At 49.0% G+C, this 19,270-nt stretch carries 20 protein-coding genes; 14 read left to right on the top strand and 6 right to left on the bottom strand.

The features are described from left to right. Window positions 1-71: 71 nt before the first annotated feature. Window positions 72-782 (bottom strand): HAD family hydrolase, encoded by a 711-nt coding sequence (locus tag BIT28_RS18470; RefSeq protein ID WP_075766416.1) that lies wholly within the window; start codon window positions 780-782, stop codon window positions 72-74. A 501-nt stretch (window positions 783-1,283) separates the two neighbouring features. Between BIT28_RS18470 and BIT28_RS18465 the strand changes: the two genes are divergently transcribed. From BIT28_RS18465 to BIT28_RS18445, 5 genes are read left to right on the top strand one after another with little or no spacing between them, the layout of a single operon-like run. Beyond that, window positions 1,284-3,041, top strand: a complete 1,758-nt coding sequence (locus tag BIT28_RS18465; protein WP_075766415.1) for an ABC transporter substrate-binding protein — start codon at window positions 1,284-1,286, stop codon at window positions 3,039-3,041. Window positions 3,042-3,057: 16 nt separating this feature from the next. Further along, the gene (locus BIT28_RS18460) at window positions 3,058-4,011 is read left to right on the top strand and encodes an ABC transporter permease (RefSeq protein ID WP_083651949.1); all 954 of its coding nucleotides are present in this window, start codon (window positions 3,058-3,060) and stop codon (window positions 4,009-4,011) included. Between the two features lie 12 nt (window positions 4,012-4,023). Then, window positions 4,024-4,917 (top strand): ABC transporter permease, encoded by an 894-nt coding sequence (locus BIT28_RS18455; RefSeq protein WP_083651947.1) that lies wholly within the window; start codon window positions 4,024-4,026, stop codon window positions 4,915-4,917. A 1-nt stretch (window position 4,918) separates the two neighbouring features. Beyond that, window positions 4,919-5,905: an ABC transporter ATP-binding protein gene (locus BIT28_RS18450; protein WP_075766413.1), complete on the top strand. Its 987-nt coding sequence runs from the start codon at window positions 4,919-4,921 to the stop codon at window positions 5,903-5,905. Continuing rightward, window positions 5,902-6,876: an ABC transporter ATP-binding protein gene (locus tag BIT28_RS18445; RefSeq protein ID WP_075766412.1), complete on the top strand. Its 975-nt coding sequence runs from the start codon at window positions 5,902-5,904 to the stop codon at window positions 6,874-6,876. The genes BIT28_RS18450 and BIT28_RS18445 overlap by 4 nt, the downstream gene beginning before the upstream one ends. 90 nt (window positions 6,877-6,966) lie before the next feature. Here BIT28_RS18445 and BIT28_RS18440 read toward each other — a convergent pair whose 3' ends face one another. Continuing rightward, on the bottom strand, window positions 6,967-7,902 hold the full coding sequence (locus BIT28_RS18440) for a histone deacetylase family protein (RefSeq protein ID WP_075766411.1): 936 nt from the start codon (window positions 7,900-7,902) through the stop codon (window positions 6,967-6,969). A gap of 258 nt (window positions 7,903-8,160) precedes the next feature. Between BIT28_RS18440 and BIT28_RS18435 the strand changes: the two genes are divergently transcribed. Beyond that, window positions 8,161-8,502, top strand: a complete 342-nt coding sequence (locus tag BIT28_RS18435; RefSeq protein ID WP_075766410.1) for a histidine triad nucleotide-binding protein — start codon at window positions 8,161-8,163, stop codon at window positions 8,500-8,502. 30 nt (window positions 8,503-8,532) lie between these two features. On the opposite strand, the gene BIT28_RS18430 is transcribed toward BIT28_RS18435, so the two are convergent. Further along, window positions 8,533-9,456, bottom strand: coding sequence for a DMT family transporter (locus tag BIT28_RS18430; protein WP_083651946.1), 924 nt, complete (start codon window positions 9,454-9,456; stop codon window positions 8,533-8,535). 201 nt (window positions 9,457-9,657) lie between these two features. Here BIT28_RS18430 and BIT28_RS18425 point away from each other — a divergent pair, with 201 nt between their 5' ends. Continuing rightward, entirely contained in the window at window positions 9,658-9,933 is a 276-nt protein-coding gene (locus BIT28_RS18425) for a hypothetical protein (RefSeq protein ID WP_075766409.1), read from the top strand. 484 nt (window positions 9,934-10,417) lie between these two features. Beyond that, entirely contained in the window at window positions 10,418-11,032 is a 615-nt protein-coding gene (locus BIT28_RS18420) for a TetR/AcrR family transcriptional regulator (RefSeq protein WP_075766408.1), read from the top strand. Between the two features lie 369 nt (window positions 11,033-11,401). Here BIT28_RS18420 and BIT28_RS29640 read toward each other — a convergent pair whose 3' ends face one another. From BIT28_RS29640 to uraH, 3 genes are all read right to left on the bottom strand, one after another. After that, window positions 11,402-11,575 carry a hypothetical protein gene (locus BIT28_RS29640; protein WP_175577561.1) on the bottom strand — a complete coding sequence of 58 codons (174 nt, stop codon included), beginning with the start codon at window positions 11,573-11,575 and terminating at the stop codon, window positions 11,402-11,404. Between the two features lie 90 nt (window positions 11,576-11,665). Further along, a complete protein-coding gene (locus tag BIT28_RS18415; RefSeq protein ID WP_075766407.1) occupies window positions 11,666-13,015 on the bottom strand; it encodes an NCS2 family permease in 1,350 nt (449 codons plus the stop codon). A 456-nt stretch (window positions 13,016-13,471) separates the two neighbouring features. Next, entirely contained in the window at window positions 13,472-13,825 is a 354-nt protein-coding gene (gene uraH, locus BIT28_RS18410) for a hydroxyisourate hydrolase (RefSeq protein ID WP_075766574.1), read from the bottom strand. 390 nt (window positions 13,826-14,215) lie between these two features. Here uraH and puuE point away from each other — a divergent pair, with 390 nt between their 5' ends. From puuE to BIT28_RS18380, 6 genes are all read left to right on the top strand, one after another. Continuing rightward, complete coding sequence (gene puuE, locus BIT28_RS18405) at window positions 14,216-15,142, top strand: allantoinase PuuE (RefSeq protein ID WP_075766406.1); 927 nt, start codon at window positions 14,216-14,218, stop codon at window positions 15,140-15,142. Beyond that, on the top strand, window positions 15,142-15,657 hold the full coding sequence (uraD, locus tag BIT28_RS18400; protein WP_075766405.1) for a 2-oxo-4-hydroxy-4-carboxy-5-ureidoimidazoline decarboxylase: 516 nt from the start codon (window positions 15,142-15,144) through the stop codon (window positions 15,655-15,657). Before puuE ends, uraD begins: the two co-directional genes overlap by 1 nt. Before the next feature lie 73 nt (window positions 15,658-15,730). Then, window positions 15,731-16,720, top strand: coding sequence for an allantoicase (gene alc / locus BIT28_RS18395; protein ID WP_075766404.1), 990 nt, complete (start codon window positions 15,731-15,733; stop codon window positions 16,718-16,720). 22 nt (window positions 16,721-16,742) lie between these two features. Next, window positions 16,743-17,294: an ureidoglycolate lyase gene (locus BIT28_RS18390; RefSeq protein WP_075766403.1), complete on the top strand. Its 552-nt coding sequence runs from the start codon at window positions 16,743-16,745 to the stop codon at window positions 17,292-17,294. 44 nt (window positions 17,295-17,338) lie between these two features. Continuing rightward, window positions 17,339-18,574 (top strand): urate hydroxylase PuuD, encoded by a 1,236-nt coding sequence (locus tag BIT28_RS18385; RefSeq protein ID WP_075766402.1) that lies wholly within the window; start codon window positions 17,339-17,341, stop codon window positions 18,572-18,574. A gap of 190 nt (window positions 18,575-18,764) precedes the next feature. Beyond that, window positions 18,765-19,268 carry a PaaI family thioesterase gene (locus tag BIT28_RS18380; protein ID WP_075766401.1) on the top strand — a complete coding sequence of 168 codons (504 nt, stop codon included), beginning with the start codon at window positions 18,765-18,767 and terminating at the stop codon, window positions 19,266-19,268. The last annotated feature ends 2 nt before the right edge of the window (window positions 19,269-19,270 follow it).

Raw genomic sequence — 19,270 nt, 5'->3', positions numbered from 1 at the left:
CACCAATAAGTCGAGAATCAGCGTACTTCAGATTTGGAGCCGCCTATGTTAGGTGCCTGTTAGATACTAATTCAATTATTGAGATTACAAAGCGAGATTAGTTCCCGTGGAGACTGAATAATAAAGTCTGGCTGGGTTGACCAGATTTCGGGGGTAGCCCCACTATATGCCACAGCTGTCGAAATTACCTTGGAGGTTGAGGGTAGTGAGGCTTGCAGGTTGCGGGCAAACTGCACATCGGCTTCATGATCACCGATATACATCACCGTTATATCCTCCAGCTTGTCAAACATATTACTCAGGCAGATTAGTCCACCCTCCGGTGAAGGTTTTTGATTGTGCTGAGCGATATCATCATAGCCGATAATGGCCTTGAAGCAGGCATTGATCCGCACTTCGGTTAGAACCTTGATGATGTTTGTGGAAGCATTTTGCGAGCAGATACCGTGTGGAATGGCGGATAATTCGTGTATTGCGGAATCAATACCGGAAAATAGTTTGACTGGGGTAGTGTTGCTGAGCTGGTGTTTTCCCCAGAGTGATCCTGCCGCCAGCATCTCAGGTTCGCTCATGCCGTAGAACTTCACATAGAGTTCCTGCCAGTTCTTGGCTGCGTGGTTGGCTTCATGGTATGCCGCTTCGCTTTGTAGCCAGTGAGGCAGGTTATCGCCTGTCAAATGAGGAACAATCTCAGACAAAATGCATTTGGTAATATCAATGTTTTTGGGAACAGAATTGACAAGGGTTCCGTCGTAATCCCAGAGAATTGCGTCTAACTTCATTTTTTGTCACTCATGCTGTTGTTTACATGAATATATCTCATTTACTCACCGAAATCTGAGGGTTCGTGTTTACCCAAGGAAATAGAGAATTGATGCTTGATATAGCCTAGCTGCAGTGATGGTAAATATTCTTATAGCGCTTAACTTACGGGTTACTGGCTTGTTGAAATAGGGTTAGGCGATATCGCCTGTCAGGATTGGTATATGAGGCTGATATAACTGTATCAAATGTTTAGAAATATTTGCATTACATCCCACTTATGCTGCAAGATGCTGTTGTCCATGTTGCACTTGGTTTAATATTCTTTTTATAAATTGGGGTTTTTGACCCTCAGGCAACAGTAAGTTGCTGAGGTTGTATCGGGCGAGACTTGGACGTTGAGCCAGTTTGCAGCCCGTTAGTCAACGTCTCCGGTTTTAGGGCTGAAAATGACAACTTTTGCTCAAAAAATATCGCTCATGGATGTAACAAAAGCATGAGATTAATTAACAGGAAGTTATATGAAAAAATTTACTTTGTTACCGTTGGCGGCGCTGGTGGCTTCCAGCATGGCAATGGCGGACGACATTAAAGTCTTGAAGTTCTCCGAAGACGGCACCCCAACGACCTTTGATCCGGTGCAAGCCGGTACAACATATGCAAACACAGTTACAACAGCAGTATACGACACACTCTACGAATACAAATACCTAAAATCCCCCTTCGAGCTCAAGCCGAACCTGGCACTGGACATGCCGCAGGTATCGGAAGACGGGCTAACCTATACCATCAAGCTTAAAAAAGGCGTGAAGTTCATCGATGACCCGGCGTTTGCCGATGGTAAAGGGCGCGAAGTTACCGCGGAAGACTTCGTCTATTCGATCAAGCGTCACTTTGATCCGAAAAACCGCTCTCAGGGTTCTTGGCTATGGACGGGCAAGATAGTCGGAGTCGATGATTGGAAAGCAAACGGTTCTGACTACTCGAAAACCATTGAGGGTGTACAGGCACTGGACTCTCACACGGTACAGATTAAGCTTATCAAGCCTTTTCCGCAGCTGACTTACACCCTGGCAATGGGTTATTCGAGTATTGTTCCTGTCGAAGCGGTTGAAAAGTACGGTCGTGAGCTATCTGTTCACCCTGTTGGTTCTGGTCCGTTCAAGCTGGTGTCTCACAACAGCACCAAGACAGTACTGGAAAAAAATACCGATTACCGTCAAGAGACCTTTGATCTGGCCGGTTCTGGCTACGACGAAAAAGTACATGGTTTTACTGGTATTGCAAGCCTGGAAGGAAAGACACTGCCTATCGTTGACCGTGTTGAGCTGAACTGGGTAAAACAGGCATCTGCACGCTGGAACTCTTTTAGCAAGGGAACAGAAATTGTCAACACGACGCTGCAAAACGAGCAGATGAACGAAGTGCTGGCTAGCAAGCACCCTGTACAGCTAAAGCCAGAGTATGCAGAAAGATTTAACTTCCGCGTTAACCCTGAAGCTGGCCTGGTTTATAACTTCTTCAATTTTGATGATGAGTATTTCGGGTATTCGAACGATCCTGAGATCAATGCCGCTAACAAAGCACTGCGGTGTGCGATTGTGAAATCTTTCAACTGGCCGCAGCGTGTGAATCGTTTCTATCTGGGCATTGGTGAAGCGTATCCTGGCTTTATCGTTCCGGGAACAGACGGCTTTGATCCAAATATGGATCAGTCTTCAATTAAGCAAGATATTGCCGGTGCGAAGAAATTGCTTAAGCAACATGGCTGGACCAAGCAAAACCTACCTGTCTTGAATTATCCGGGTGTATCTAGTACCCGTAATAAGCAGTTCTTTGAGCAATTCCGCGGAAACCTGACCAAAATTGGTTATCCGAAGAAGAAAGTTAGACAGAAAACCTATGCGACCTTCGGCGACTTCAACAAAGACGTGAAGATGAGCAAAACCCAGCTAATTCCTATGGGATGGGGACTAGACTACCCGGATGCAGAGAATACCCTGCAGTTGTTCTACGGTCCTAACCGCTCACCGGGTTCCAATGGTTCGAACTATAACAATCCAGAGTTCAACAAGCTTTACGAACAAGCTTCAGTAATGCAGCCAAGCCCAGAACGTACCGAAATCTACAAGAAGATGAACCAGATGGTTGTCGACGACTGTGTCGGTATCGGCGGTTACTCGCGCACGCGTATTCGCATGTGGCACAAAAACGCCATCATGTGGCCACAGCGTGACGTAATGGGTAACTATCTGAAATACGTTGACATCAAATCATAACTAAAGCTGGGTCATTATGGAGATTTTAAAACACTGTTTCAGGAAGCTGATGTACAGCATCCCGTTGCTTTTTGGGGTGACACTTATCAGCTTTGTGTTGATGGTTTATTTCGGACCAGACAAGACTTACGACTTGCTGGGCCGGAACCCTACCATCGAAGAGATCAATGAAATCCGACATCAGCTCGGTTACGACCAGCCTTTCTTTGTACGCTACTTTGAGTACATCAAGGAAGTTGTCTTGTTTGATTTCGGGTATTCCGATTCAACCGGTGAAAAGGTGACGTCGATTCTGGCGAAGACCATTCCGGTCTCGATTGCCTTGCAGTTGCCCGGATTTATTCTGGGTAACGTGCTGGGGGTCATGCTGGCGTTGTTTGCTGCCATGCACCGATCCAGTTGGCTGGATAAGTTGATCATGTCGTCTTCTGTAGTGGGGATGAGTATTTCGTATCTCATTGTAATCATAACGACGCAACTGATTTTCTGCTCCAGTTATGGCCTGAATCTCTTCCCAGTCTATGGCTGGGAAGTGAATTCCCTCTCGGATTACCTCTACTACATCACTGTACCGACCATATCATCGGTGTTCGTGGCCCTGGGCTATAACACCCGATTCTACCGAGCGGTGATTGTTGAAGAGACGACCCGGGACCATGTTCGCACGGCCAAGGCGTTTGGTCACAGTGCGAGCACGATTTTATTCAAGCATGTCCTGAGAAATTCCCTGATTCCGATAGTAACCCGTATTGTGTTCTCCATTCCTTTCGTTGTAGTGGGTGGTGCGCTTTTACTGGAAAGCTACTTCGGTATTCCGGGTGTTGGATTGACAGCCTACGACGCGATTACCACCGGTGATCTGCCTGTTTTGAAGGCAATTATCGTATTGACCACATTGATGTTCATCCTTGTGGTTAGCCTGGTAGATATTTTGTATCGCGTTGTTGATCCGCGTATTTCTCTTAAATAAGGACAATAAGCAATGTCGGACGCAATAATGGACCAGGGAAGTAGCGCGGTGGCACCGGAAAAACGTGAATCCCTATGGACCAAAGCTTTTCACAAATTCACGCGTGACAAAGTGGGAATGATCAGCCTTTCTGTGGTTGGCTTGTACCTGCTTACCGCGATTTTGGTATGGCTCGGCGTAATTGCCCAGGGGTGGGACGAACTGCTCGCCGACGGGCAAATGGGCCCAACGGCCGAGTATTGGTTCGGTACCAATATTAACGGCCAGGATATTTTCCAACGGGCAATCTACAGTACCAAAACGGCTTTTGAAGTCGGCCTGACCGTTGCGGTGGTTGCAACGATTACCGGGGCATTGGTGGGTTCAACAACGGGTTACTTTTCTGGTACCTGGATTGATGAACTTTTTCTATGGCTGATGAACTGCCTCGATTGTATCCCTTACTACCTGATGGTGGCAGCGTTTGCCGTTGCCTTGGCTGATAACCCTTATGCCATGCATATCGCCATGATGTCCTGTTTCTGGATGGGCACGGCGCGATTGGTGCGCGGAGAGGTTATTAAGCTGAAAAATATGGAGTTTACCGAGGCGGCCCGTTCGCTGGGTGTGCCGGTTTACCGGGTGATCTTCAAACATCTGCTCCCTAATACCTCTCACATCCTGCTGGTGGAAATGACCCTGTTGTTTATTACCGCAATCAAAAGTGAAGTTATCTTGAGCTTCCTGGGGCTGGGCGTAAAAGACAGCATTAGCTGGGGACTGATGATTGCAGAAGCCAGTGGTGAGGTAACAGCCGGCCATTTCTGCAACTTCTTCGCCTCATCAGGCATGCTGTTTGTATTGGTATTGGCCTTCAATATGTTCTCTGATTCGCTGCAAGACGCGTTGGACCCAAGGAAGATTTAATATGTCTGAGCAAACCCCACTGCTATCGGTGGAGAATCTTACGGTTGAATTTAAAACCGACAAAGGCACGGTTCGCGCAATTAACGGAGTGAACTTTAAGGTGATGCCGGGTGAAACGGTCGCTATTGTCGGTGAGTCTGGCTGCGGCAAGTCAGTTAGTTCGTTATCAATAATGGGGCTGGTGCCGTCACCGCCGGGAAAAATTGTTGATGGCAGTATTACCTTTAAAGGTCGTGAGCTGGTAGGTCTGAGCGAGAAAGAGTATCGGAAAGTTCGTGGTAACGAAATTTCGATGATCTTCCAGGAGCCGATGACGGCATTGAATCCGGTGTTGAAGATCTCAACGCAGATGATCGATGTGATCCGGCTTCACAACAGTGTCAGCAAAAAGCAGGCTCGTGCCCGGGCTATCGAAATGCTGGATACTGTTGGGATCCCTTCTCCCGAGAAAAGGATTGATCAGTACCCACATGAATTATCCGGTGGTATGCGCCAGCGGGTAATGATTGCGATGGCACTGTCATGTGGCCCGGATCTGCTGTTGGCGGATGAGCCGACAACCGCACTGGATGTGACCATACAGGCTCAGGTGATGGATGAAATGGTCCGCTTGCAAAAAGAGCTAAATATGGCCGTGATCTTGGTTACCCACGATCTAGGTGTGGTGGCTGAGTCATGCCAGCGTGTGGTGGTGATGTACTGCGGTCAAATTATCGAGGAAGGACCGGTAGAAGAGATCTTTGCTAATCCGAAACACCCTTATACCAAAGGTTTGCTGGAGTCGATCCCGGTTGTACGTGATAAGAAGATCCCGCGCCTGCCAACGATTAAGGGGGTGGTTCCTGACTTGCTGCACCTGCCGAACGGCTGCCGTTTTGCAGACCGTTGTGACAAGGTTCATACTCAGTGCCATCAAGCCGTTCCTCAGCTTAGTGGATGTGAAAATCACAAGGTTGCTTGTTATAGCCCGAATGGAGATGCCCAATGAGCGAAGTATTGTTAGAGGTTAACGGCCTTAAGAAGCACTTTACGGCGGGCAGTCGCTTCTTTGGAACTCAAGCGGTTTGTAAAGCGGTTGATGATGTCAGCTTTTCCATCGAGCGGGGGAAAACACTTGGTCTGGTGGGCGAGTCCGGTTGCGGTAAGTCGACACTGGGGCGTTGTGTCTTGCGTCTGCACGAGCCAACCTCAGGTGAAGTGAAGCTGGAAGGCGTAGATATCTCTTCGCTAAGCAATCGTGAACTTAAAGCAATGCGGCGTGATATTCAGATCATTTTCCAGGACCCGTATGCTTCGCTCAACCCGCGAATGACGATCCACGAGATCTTGCGCGAGCCTTTGGATACTCACAAGATCGGGACCGAAGAGGAGCGTGAAGCAAAAATTGCCGAAGTGATGGCGATTGTTGGCCTCCGTCCTCAGGTATTGAATCGTTATCCCCACGAATTCTCGGGTGGTCAGCGCCAGCGGATTGGTATTGCGCGGGCACTGGTATTGGAACCTAAGTTCATTGTTGCCGATGAACCGGTATCAGCACTTGATGTGTCGGTGCAGGCTCAGGTACTTAACTTGATCGCGGAGCTACAAGAGAAAAAGGGTATCTCTTTCTTGTTTATTGCCCATGATCTGGGTGTGGTTCAGCATATTTGTGATGAAGTTGGTGTGATGTACTTGGGAAGGATTGTCGAGAAAGCGCCGGCTGAAGTGCTTTATCGCAACCCCAAGCACCCTTACACCAAGGCGTTGCTGTCGGCGATTCCTATTCCGGATCCGACTGCCAGCAAAGAGTCAATGAAGCTGCAGGGGGATGTCCCTTCACCGTTGGCACCGCCGAGCGGATGTACTTTCCGCACGCGTTGCCCTCATGCTTCAAGTCGGTGTAAAGAAGAGCGGCCAGCTACTCACAATACCGGCGAACAGGGTGGAGAGCACCTCGTTGCCTGTCACTTGTTCGACTAGTTTCGCGCATTAGTTGAGCCGTGTATCCAAGGCCAGCAGTATGACTCATACTGCTGGCCTTTCTTGTTTTTTCTCAGCCTGTTGTATAGATCAGGTATCGTTTGTCTTTCCCGCGAGTACATCGATATGTGCGTGGACACTGTGTGCCAGTGCCAGCAGGTTGTAGCCCCCTTCCAAAGTAGACACGATTCTGTTTTCGGCATAGCAGGCAGCAGCATCGGTGATGATATTCGTCACCCAGCGGTAGTCACTCTCATCGAGCAAAAGTTGTCCCAGCGGATCGTCTTTGTGGGCGTCAAATCCGGCTGAGATAAATATCATTTGCGGCTGGTGCTTGTGCAGAGCGGGTAACCAGTCGCGCTTAATTGCAAGGCGAAACTCACTGCCTTTGGTACCGGCACGCAGGGGGGAGTTGACTATGTTCGGGCGCTGAATGTCGTAATACCTAAGCGGATAGAAAGGGTGCTGAAAGGTCGAGCAAACCAATACTTCCGGGCGATTTTTGAAGCTGTCGATAGTGCCGTTGCAGTGGTGGACGTCAAAGTCGAGAATGGCGACCCGTTTTATCTCTTCCCGGCTAAGGGCATGCTCGACGCCAACCGCGATATTGTTAAAGAAGCAAAACCCCATTGCTGTACTGGTTTCGGCATGATGCCCGGGCGGTCGAACCGCGCAAAAAGCATTGGTAACCTGCTGGTCGAGTACCATATCGGTGGCCATAGTAACGGCGCCTGCTGCCAGGCGGGCGGCACGCATCGTATGCGGATTCAGAGCGGTATCAGCATCGGCATAAACCAAGCCTTTCTCAGGCTGCAGGCTGTCGAGCCAGCAGATGTATTCGGCTGGGTGGATTCGCTCTATTTGTTCATCTGAGGCGGTTTGTGCCGCCATCCATTTGACCCTATCGCCCAGTTCAGTTGATGCAAGATACTGTGTGATGGCCCCTAGACGCTCCGGGCACTCGGGGTGATCCGCCCCCATCACATGCTTCAGATAGTCGCCATGAGTGATAAAAGCGGTGGTCATTGGTTGCTCCTTCCAACAAACGAACCTCCCTTTGATGACAGATCCGTCAAGCGTGACACTTCTCAGCATAAGTGATGGTGCTTTTTCCTGCGTAGTCTTCAGAGCCTTATTTATTGGACAGGGGGGACTTATCCCGGCTGGTAGAAGGTAAAAAGATAATATCCAGTTATGCTTATACTGATTCTTGATACATCTAGTTTTAGAGCAGGCTGACAAGCCAGTTAACAGTTAATACCACTATGCGGAGGAAGGGAGCTAATGGACTGTATATTCTGCAAAATTGCGAACAAAGAGATACCTTCGACCTTGCTTTATGAAGATGAGCAAATTGTCGCGTTTAACGACAATGCCCCTCAGGCTCCGACGCATGTTCTTATCGTGCCGCATCAGCATATCGTGACGATTAACGATTTCGGAAAGCAACACTCAACACTGATTGGCCATATGATCCTGACGGCAACACAACTGGCCAAGGACTTGTCTCTGGCTGAGGACGGTTACCGCCTGGTCTGGAACTGCAATCGTCAGGGCGGACAAGCGGTCTACCATATCCATTTGCACTTGCTTGGCGGACGCAATATGCATTGGCCCCCGGGCTGATAATGGCTCAGCATGTTCACGGTTAATTGATTAGGGGGTGGTTTTGTGACGGCGTAACGTTGCGATAATTGAGGTACCTCCAATCATCACCATCATTGAGAGCATCACTATTACCACGCCGTAACCAACATGTGACCAAGGCTCGACATGTCCCAGCGCGCGATCGACGATTAACACCATCACCGGGATCAGGTAGGTATACGCCGATACCTGCTCGGGTGCTAGCGACACGCTTCCTTGCTGGAATAAAAAGAAACTCAGTGCTGTTGCAAAAACGGCCAGATAACCAATGCCAAGCCAGATGTCGGATGAAATGACAGACCAGTCCGTGGTGGCGAGTTGGGGTGCTGCCCCCAGTGTCAGCAGCCCTGTGGCACAGATTAATGTCCAGCAAGTCATATGGGTAATGGATTCGCCGCGATAGTATTTTTTGACCACGATCGGGTTCAGGGCCATTGCCAAACAGCCGATCAGATAGATTTTGTTCGAACTGGTTAATGCGATAGAACCTGCTGCAGACAGATCGCCACGAAAAATAATCAACCCTGCGCCCAGCATTCCGCCCAGTAGGGCAATAATGACCGTCAGTGGCGTACGACGTCTGAAGATCACCGCGGCCAGCATGGCGCTCATAAGCGGAACCGTGGTATACAGCGCGCTGGTATCAAGGGCACTGGTATCTTGCAGTGCAATAAACATGGTGACGAAGTAGGTCAGTGCCGGCAGGCAGATCACTGTGTAGCGCACAAAGTCTTTGGCGGTTGGTATACGGAACTGTTTTTGTCCCAGCAGAAGTCCCAAAAACAGCAGGCTGGCAAGGAGGTAGCGTATCCAAGTAACAACCAGTGGATTTAGCTGCGCGGTAATGTGACTACCAATCGGGAATGAAAGGCTGATCAGTGTTGTGAAGGCAAACATTTTGAGGTGCGCAGTGTGGCTGGTTGTCATTGTCATAGGCAAGTTACTCGAGAAAACAGTGATTAGGGTCAAATCGCGGGCTATTTAACCAATACCTGACCCGCTGGTCAACAAATTTGTGATATTAATCACGACATGTGTTTATTAACAATCACTAACAGGTTCAGCTGACATTAATTGTAAGGTGTTCGATTGTTTGACAAAGTACTTGGAGTCGTTAGCAGAAGGAGTTCAGGCATGTTGAAGATATCAAAAGCTGGTGTTTTTGCGTCGCTCGCGGTGGGATTGACAGTTCTGTTTGCAATCGTTGATCATGAGCCTGCTCTGGCTAGCGAAAACAGCGGGCAGGTAGGGCGTTACCTTGCTCAACAAGAACAAAACCTTGAGGAGCTTTACCAAGTCAAAGCCCAATTGGCCGCATATGGTGAAGAGGATTCTGATCTATATCTTGCTGTACTTAATGCCATTGATACCAGCCAGCACCTTGTTGATGAAGCCGAGAGCTGGCAGTAGCTCGGGTGTTGGCTACTGACAAACAGAGCGTCCTTGTTGATGTAAATGCCACTGTTCAGGGTAACTGAACCGGGCATCGGAGCTTTCGTCGCTATCAGATATCCATTACTATAGAAAAAACATATATACCCAAACTACCTCAAGATGCAGGATTCAGAGTGAGACCAGCGTGTTCAGTTCAAGGAAAATAGCGGTAGGAATGGTAGCCCCTTTCAACGTTATTTGACACAGAAATGGGCACGCTGGCTCACTCCCAAAGGGCGAGTTTACTTGGCTTCTATGCGTTGTTACCGATTATCAATTTAGAACCACTAGATTTTCAAATCGGTGCCTAGCCTACAAGCCAAGTAATTCTCGCTGAAACGAGCATCTTGAGGTAGCTTGGGTATATAACAATGCCATGACATATTGATAAAAGGCTGGTATCGGTGGCATGCAATATATGGTTTAGGTATTTGAATTTATCGGATAGGCGGGACTGTCGATGTCACGGATAAGAGAGAAAAATCAAGAGCTGATTATACAAGTTGCCTGTCAGCTTTTTGCAGAGCAAGGATATGCGGCGACCAAGGTGGCTGATATTGCCAAGGCTGCCGATGTACCCAAGCCTAATATCTATTATTACTTCAAAGCCAAGGACAACTTATACCGAGCAGTGCTCGAAAGTGTCACCCAACCTTTGCTTGAGGCTTCCCGTCCGGTTGAAGAACTTGATGATCCGGCTGAAGCTCTCAGCGAATATATCAAGACAAAGCTGAGAATATCTCGTGACCACCCTTATGCCTCCAAGGCGTTTGCCAACGAGGTGATGACGGGGGCCAAGTACCTTCCTGACGATATTGCCGATAAACTTCACAGCCAGTCGCAGATGATCATTGCCAAATTCGAAAGCTGGATCGAGCGCGGAGCAATGGCGCGGGTGTCACCACAGCACTTGATGTTTACGATATGGGCGGCCACGCAAACCTATGCCGACTTCAGCTGGCAGATCTGCAAGGTGATGGATAAAGAACAGCTTGATGAACAGGACTTTGCTAATGCGGCTGAGTTTCTGACTCACTTGGTGATTAACGGCTGTAAGCTGGAACAGCCAGAATAACGCCTTTGTCCTGATTGTATTGGTTCTGTGATTCCTCCCTTCCAAGTTGGCCAGCCTTTAAGAGGCTGGATTGTCTTTTGCACTTTTTTCAGGTGCTTGTTTTTAGGCACTTGTTACCAGATGCTTAATTTCAGGTAACAGCCACATCAACTGCTTGGCCTTTTGAGCATTGACTAACCCGGGAGTTACTAGATGCTGGCGGGCATCTTCATCTGTTCCTGTATAGCTGCCTGAACACTGAGGCGTCGGGCAGCCTGTATGAGTACCGGTTGTTATTGCTTGGACTCTGCAGTTTCACCCGTTGTTAGGGGCTGTTCGTCTATCTCTTTTAGCTGCATTGTATCTGTTTCTTCATCATTGGCATCAGTCTCAGGCATTCACTGGTTGAGCAATACTGTGACAATGGTGATACCTGACTGGCCCTACGCCCAGACATTGTGCGATGGCGACGATCCCCCCGATTGAAGCCAGCATGTGCTGCAAGGCCAGTAATAGGGTGATCCCGTAGGGGGGACGTTCGTTAAGTGTGTAGAGAAGTTTCATTGGTGATCCTCTGTAATCCATCGTTCGAATTAACGCGTTTTGGTACAAAGAATGACTTCTACAAACTGCGTAGTGTCACGGTCGTGTGGTCTAGCCGATGTAAATGAGCTTGGCGATAAAGATAGCGGTCAGCGTATACATGCTTATCGACACATCTTTGGTTTTGCCGGTGGCGACTTTCAGCACTGTGTAGGTGATAAAGCCCAGAGCAATGCCGTTGGCAATCGAGAAGGTCAGCGGCATCATCAGTGCAGTAATGGCGGCAGGGGCAGCATCGGTAAAATCTGTCCATTTGACATGCTGCATGCTGCTCATCATGACGAAAGCAACGTAGATCAGCGCGCCCGCTGTGGCATAGCTAGGGATCATTCCGGCAAGCGGAGAGAAGAAAATGGCAGCCAGGAAGAGGGCGGCGATCACGATGGCTGACAGGCCGGTGCGACCGCCGGCAGCAACACCGGAAGCACTCTCGACATAGCTGGTAACAGGCGGACAGCCAACACAGGCACCTGCGACGCTGGCGATACTGTCGGCTTTCAGTGCCTTGCTCAGCCCCTCGATACGACCTGTCTTTTTGTTTACCAGATTGGCGCGCTCGGCAACGCCTATCAGGGTGCCGGCGGTATCAAACATATTGACGAACAGGAAAGCGAGGATCACGCTGACCATTGAGATATTCAGTGCGCCCGTAATGTCCATTGCAAGCAGGGTTGGTGCAAGACTCGGCGGTGATGAAATCAGCCCTTGGTACTCGACAAGGCCATGCATCATACCGACCAAAGTTACGCCGATTATGCCAATCAGGACTGCGCCGAACACCTTGCGTTCACTCAGCACTGTGATGATCAGAAAGCAGATAGCGGCAAGCAGTGCCTGCGGCTGGGTAAAGTCTCCCAGCGTGACCAGAGTTGCCGGACTCTCGACGACAATCCCTGCTGTTTTCAGGCCGATGAGGCCAAGAAACAGGCCGACACCAGCGGTCATCGCATAACGCAGGCTTTCAGGTATGCTTTCGATGATCCATTCCCGGACCTTATAAAAGCTCATACCAACAAAAAGCACACCTGAAATAAAGACCGCGCCTAGCGCGACTTCCCAGCTGTAGCCCATTTCACCGACGACGGTAAACGAGAAAAAGGCATTGAGCCCCATGCCTGGTGCCAGGCCAACCGGCCAGTTGGCAAACAGGCCCATCAGCAGGGTACCGATTGCTGCGCCGATACAGGTCGCGACAAAGACCGCCCCGGCATCCATGCCCGAGGCAGACATAATGCTTGGGTTAACAAAAATGATATAAGCCATGGTCGCAAAGGTAGTGAGGCCACCGATGAGCTCATTTCTTACGTTAGTTCCATGTGCTTTTAACTGGAAAAACCGTTCCAGGAAAGGGGCGGAACCCTGCGCCTTTTCATTTAGTACTTCTGCCTTAGTGTCATTCATGACTACATTCCTCTTTCTAACGTCCCTAAAATGAACTCAATTTGTATTTATATCGTTCACAATGAAGCCTGTTATTTCTGTTTTATCCGACTATTAGTGTCTGTATTTCTACAGTTCATATTCTCTACGCTTCGCAAAAATCGTTCCAGCTTTCTGTATTTGTTATCTTTTTTACTGGGTCTGCTTTTTGAATGCAGCAAAAGCCCGTATGGCAACCCTTTCAGGGCCAGTAGAAAAGATAGTGACAGCAGTAGATCGCTAATTAATTGCTTAATAGTAAATATGTATACAATTTAGTTTGATGCACCATGGGTGTGCCGAACCATATCCAGAACAGTGCATGCCGGTGCCTGTGAATACCACATTCATTCAAAGGGGGAAGGCGAGTAATGATTTTTTGTTTTCGCTATTGGGCAGAACACACTTGTATGCTGCCCTGACAGCGTTAAAGAAGCTTTAGCTCCCTCGATAAGTTGAGAAACTATAAGGTGATACGAGTAGGGGCACGTGATAGTGCGAACTTGAGTCAGCGATGCCGAAGCGGATCACCACATCATCAAGGAAGGGGATATCAGGCAGTGACACTCCCTGTTGTTTAAAGTAGTCGGCGGTATGAAAGATTAACTGATACTTACCCGGACTAAAGCTCTCGTTATCCAAAATAGCCTCATCGGTTCGTCCGTCAGCATTGGTATATACGGTTTTAACCCAGTGCAAAGAGGCATCTTGAATCCGATACAGTTCCACTTTGATTTCTGCGCCTGGAATGCCATTTGCAGTATCTAGTACATGTGTCGTTAATCGTCCCATCATTTGTCACGCGCTGAGCGCTCTCCATTGTTAACTTAAAAGATCAATATCAGCAAGAGGTTAGAAGTCAACAGGTGCTTGTTGAGATAGTTCAACCTTGCTGAGATTGTATTTAACTTTTACTAACTATGTACACAATGAGTGCAAATAGTAAAGTCTTATGTAACAAAAGTGTTAACCAATTTTGTGGGCGAAATGACAAATTATGAACTTATGCGTTGATGTTAAAGGGGTTTGATGACATTGTTTAATTTGACCCTAAAGTCAATTAAACATAATTTTCACATTTCCACTTTTGATTGTATACAATCTGTGCTAAAAGTTTAGATATTGCCTTGCCAAGCAACTGGAACATGATTGGCATTTGGAACGCTAGAAAGGAGTCATGTGATGAGTACAGACTATCCGCGTAATCTGATTGGTTATGGTGATACGCCCCCGCATCCCCATTGGCCAAATGATGCCCGCGTCGCGATTTCTTTCGTACTGAACTACGAAGAGGGTGGCGAGCGTTGTATTTTGTACGGAGATAAAGAATCGGAAGCTTTTCTGTCTGAAATACCGTCCGCGCAGCCGCTTCAGGGGCAGCGGCATATCAGTATGGAGTCAATCTACGAATACGGCAGCCGTGCAGGAGTATGGCGAGTTCTGAAATTGTTCGAAAAATACGATATACCGCTGACTGTTTTTGCTGTGGCAATGGCGCTGGAGCGACATCCCGATGTCGCCAGGGCGATGGTTGCGGCTGGCCATGAAATCTGTAGCCACGGCTATCGCTGGATTGACTACCAGAACATGGATTACAGCGAGGAGCGGGATCATATGGTGAAAGCGATCGAGATCATCAAGAAGATCACCGGTCAGCGTCCTTTGGGCTGGTATACAGGAAGAACCGGCCCTAATACCCGCAAGATTGTCGCTGAAGAAGGGGGCTTCCTGTATGACTCTGATGCCTATGATGACGATCTGCCCTACTGGCATGAGGAAGCAGGCAAGCCACAGCTGGTCATCCCTTATACCCTCGACGTCAACGACATGCGTTTTGCTACCGTTCAGGGTTTCAATGCCGGTGATCAGTTCTTCAGCTACCTCAAAGATACCTTCGATACCTTGTATGAAGAAGGGGAGACTGCGCCGAAGATGATGTCGGTCGGCCTGCATTGCCGCCTGATTGGACGGCCGGGGCGTATCGCTTCCCTGAAACGCTTTCTCGACTATGTCCAGCAGCATGACGATGTTTGGTTTTGCCGCCGAATAGATATTGCCCGTCACTGGCACGAACACCATCCGCACCCAAGCATGAAGGAGTCACGATAATGGCAAGCTTTAACACCTGTCAGCCAGCTCAGATGAGCCGCGAAGAATTTGTTGCCCACTTTGCTGATATTTACGAACACAGTTCCTGGGTGGCTGAACGTACCTATGATGAAGGGGTGTCAGATACCGATAATCAGGTTGAAGCTCTTCATCAGCGGATGGCAGAAGTCTTGCTGCAAGCGGATGTTAAGGAACAACTTGCGCTGATCAATGCTCACCCGGATTTGGCCGGTCGTGCCGCCGTAACCGGAGAACTGACTGCGGCGTCGACAGCCGAGCAGGCAGGGGCAGGGATCGATCAGTGTACTCCGGAAGAATTCGAACAATTCACCCAGTTTAACAACAGCTACAAAGAGCGCTTCAAGTTTCCCTTCATTATGGCAGTGAAAGGGGCCAATCGTTACCAAATACTCGAATCCTTTGAGATGCGATTAGGAAATGACAGTGCAGCTGAGTTTGCGAAGGCGATAGAGGAGATCAACAAGATCGCACTATTTCGCCTGCAGGACATGTAAGCCGAGGCTGATGTCCTGATTACTAACTCAAACCACGCATTTCATGACGAATGGAATTGAAGAAGGAAAGGAAATGACAACGACATTTGAACAATACGTCAACCTGGCAGATGAGAAAATTGGCGCGGTTGCCATTTATGCCACCGATGATTTCTTTGCCGACAAGAGCCGTCTGATCAGCAGTGCTCAGCCGGTGTTTAAAGAAGACTTGTATGACGACAACGGCAAATGGATGGATGGCTGGGAATCTCGCCGCAAACGCGAAGAAGGGTACGATTATTGTATTGTCCGCCTCGGCTTTGCTGGCACGATCAAAGGGCTGGATATCGATACTTCGTTTTTCACAGGTAACTACCCTCCTTCAGCGTCTGTTGATGCCTGCTATAGCCTGGACGGTGATCCGACAGAGGCAACAGAGTGGCAGGAGATCCTGCCATCACAAAGCCTGCAGGGTGACAGCCATCATGAACATACCGTTGATAATGAACAGGTGTTTACCCATGTCAGGCTGAATATCTATCCCGATGGTGGTGTTGCGCGCCTGCGGGTTTATGGCTTGCCAAGTGTGGACTGGGATAAAACCGCAGCTGACGTAGAAGTGGATTTGGCGGCGCTGGAAAATGGTGGCCGTGCATTGGCCTGCAGCGATGAACACTTTGGCAAGAAAGCCAATATTCTTCGTCCGGGGCGCGGTGAGAACATGGGTGACGGCTGGGAAACGGCCCGCCGCCGGACGCCGGGAAATGACTGGGTCATTGTGGCTCTCGGCCATCCGGGAACAGTCAACAAAGTTGCAGTCGATACCGCACATTTCAAGGGCAATTTCCCCGATAGCTGCTCTATCCAGGCCGCCTATGTGCAGGGTGGGACTGATGATCAGGTAGCGACCCAAAGTTTGTTCTGGCGTGAATTGCTGCCATCTCAGAAGCTGGCTGCCGACAGTATTCATGAATTTTCTGATCAGGTGAATGACATCGGGCCGATCACACATGTGCGCCTGAATATCTTCCCTGATGGCGGGATCAGTCGTCTTCGCTTGTTTGGTTTTAAACAACAAGCGTAACTAATCAGCTCAGGAGAGAATAATGCAACCAGCGACCACGGTAAGGCAGTTGACCATTGAGCCACTGACAAAGGAAGCATTTCAGTCATTCGGTGATGTGATCGATAAGGGTGCGAGTGATTATTTTATGATTAATAACGGTTCGACTCGCCGTTATCACAGTCTGGCCGAAGTGGATGTTGCTGATGAAGGCGGCAAGCCGATTATCAGCATCTTCCAGGCAACACCACTGCAATATCCGTTGACGGTAAAGATGATGGAGCGTCATCCGCTGGGTTCTCAGGCCTTTATTCCGCTTCTGGGCAATCAATACCTGATCCTTGTTGCCCCCAAAGGTGATAAACCTGATCCCAATGCTCTGAGAGCCTTTCTCAGCAACGGTAAACAGGGGGTGAATTACCATAAAGGTGTCTGGCACCACCCGGTTTTGGCACTCAGCGATCAGGATCAGTTCCTGATCGTTGATAGGGCGGGTGAGGGCAACAACTGTGATGAAGTGTATTTCACCGATGATGTTCAGGTGGATCTGGCTTTGGACAGTTTGGAGCAGGCGGCGTTAACCGAAGCACTCTGATAAGCCAAGGGCGATCAGGGCGCTGAACATGACAGGAGTTAGTTATGGATCCACATATGACAGAATGGTTGAACCTGGCGATTCGCTGGATTCACATGATTGTGGGTATAGCATGGATAGGTGCTTCATTTTATTTTGTTTGGCTTGAAAATAACCTTAACCGCGTTAATCCCAAAACAGGGCTAACTGGTGATCTATGGGCAATTCACGGCGGTGGGATCTACCACCTGGAGAAGTACAAACTTGCTCCGCCCACAATGCCTGAGAAGCTGCACTGGTTTAAGTGGGAAGCATACTTTACCTGGATTTCAGGTATCTGCCTGCTGGCAGTGGTGTATTACCTCAATGCGGAAATCTATCTGATTGCACCGGGCTCGGGGCTAGAACCTTCCACAGCTATCGCGCTAGGGATTGCAGCGCTGGCGGCTGGCTGGTTTATTTATGATTTCCTTTGTAATTCGAAGCTGGGCCAGACCCCGATGCTGCTTGGAGCAGTACTATTCCTCGGGTTGGTTGGGGCGGCTTACGGGCTGAGCCAGGTATTCAGTGGCCGCGGTGCTTATATTCATGTCGGTGCGATTATCGGCACTATCATGGTCGGCAATGTCTTTCGCGTCATCATGCCAGCGCAGCGCGGACTGGTAAAAGCGGTAGAAGAGAACCGGGAGCCGGATTCCGAGTTACCGGCAAAAGGCCTGCTACGCTCGCGTCATAATAACTATCTGACACTGCCTGTATTGTTCATTATGATCAGCAATCATTTCCCGAGCACTTATGGCTCAGAATATAACTGGTTGATCCTGGCTGGCCTCGCTGTCTTCAGTATTCTTGTTCGCCATTACTTCAATACGCGTCACGACGGCCAGAAATATGCCTGGACAGTGCCAGCCGCGGCTTTGGGTATGATTACTCTGGCATTTGTAACCTCACCTTACGCAGCAAAAATGTCGGCAGCGCCTGTTGCATCGGCACCAGTGAGTGTTGAGGACAAGGAAGTGGCTCAGGCACAAGCAAACTACATTCGTTTTGAAGAGGTTAACTTAGTAATTCAGAAACGTTGCTCGGTTTGTCATTCCGCCAACCCTACCCATGCGGCATTCAAAACTGCGCCTGCCGGGGTGATGTTGGATACTCCGGAGGAGATAAAAGTCAATGCACCACGTATCGTGGCGCAGACAGTACAGACTCGGGTAATGCCGCTTGGCAACCTCACTCAAATGACCGATGAAGAGCGTGCGCTTATTGGTGACTGGGTCGAGCAAGGAGCGTTGATCCAGTAGCGCCCGGTGCTTCTGCAATATTAGGAAGTGGATTCACTTCACATGTTTGTCCGTTAAATCTCCTTGCATATTTTTAGTGCTCCCCGACAACACGTTGTCGGGGATTTTTTGTATTTTTAAATCGAAGTTTGACTTTTTCGATACAACGAACTTAACTGGTCTAATGAGTTGATGGAAAAGAGAGAAGGCAATGGATAGCAGAGTCGATCAGGCAAATGAGATGTTGAAAAGTTTTAGCAAACAGAAAGTTAAGCTAATTGATTATTGTACTCCGGAAATCCTGGAGATAAGCGATGAACACCTGTCACTGAAGATCCCGCTCAATGACAAGACAAAAAACCATCTTGAGAGCATGTACTTTGGAGCATTGGCCATTGGGGCTGATGTGGCTGCAGGCTTGTTGGCGATGGATATGGCTAACCATTCAGGGCTGGATGTGTCGCTGGCTTTTAAATCTGTTCAGGGAGAGTTTTTACGTCGGCCCGAAGATGATGTGGTCTTTAGCTGTTATCAGGGGAAGATGATCAGCGAGATGCTAGAAAGGAGCCACCAAACCGGGAAGCGGATAAATGAACCCGTCTCCGTTACCGTCACATGCCCGACGCGCGACGGGAATGAGCCAGTAGCCACTTTCTCACTGACTCTGTCGCTGAAGGTGGTTTCGTCTCCGGCTGCTGTCGCTGTGAGCTCCTGACA

This window comes from Photobacterium proteolyticum (genome assembly GCF_001939735.1).
Taxonomy (GTDB): domain Bacteria; phylum Pseudomonadota; class Gammaproteobacteria; order Enterobacterales; family Vibrionaceae; genus Photobacterium; species Photobacterium proteolyticum.
Note: the sequence above shows the minus strand (reverse complement) of the source record. Positions and strands in the feature narration are given on the sequence as shown.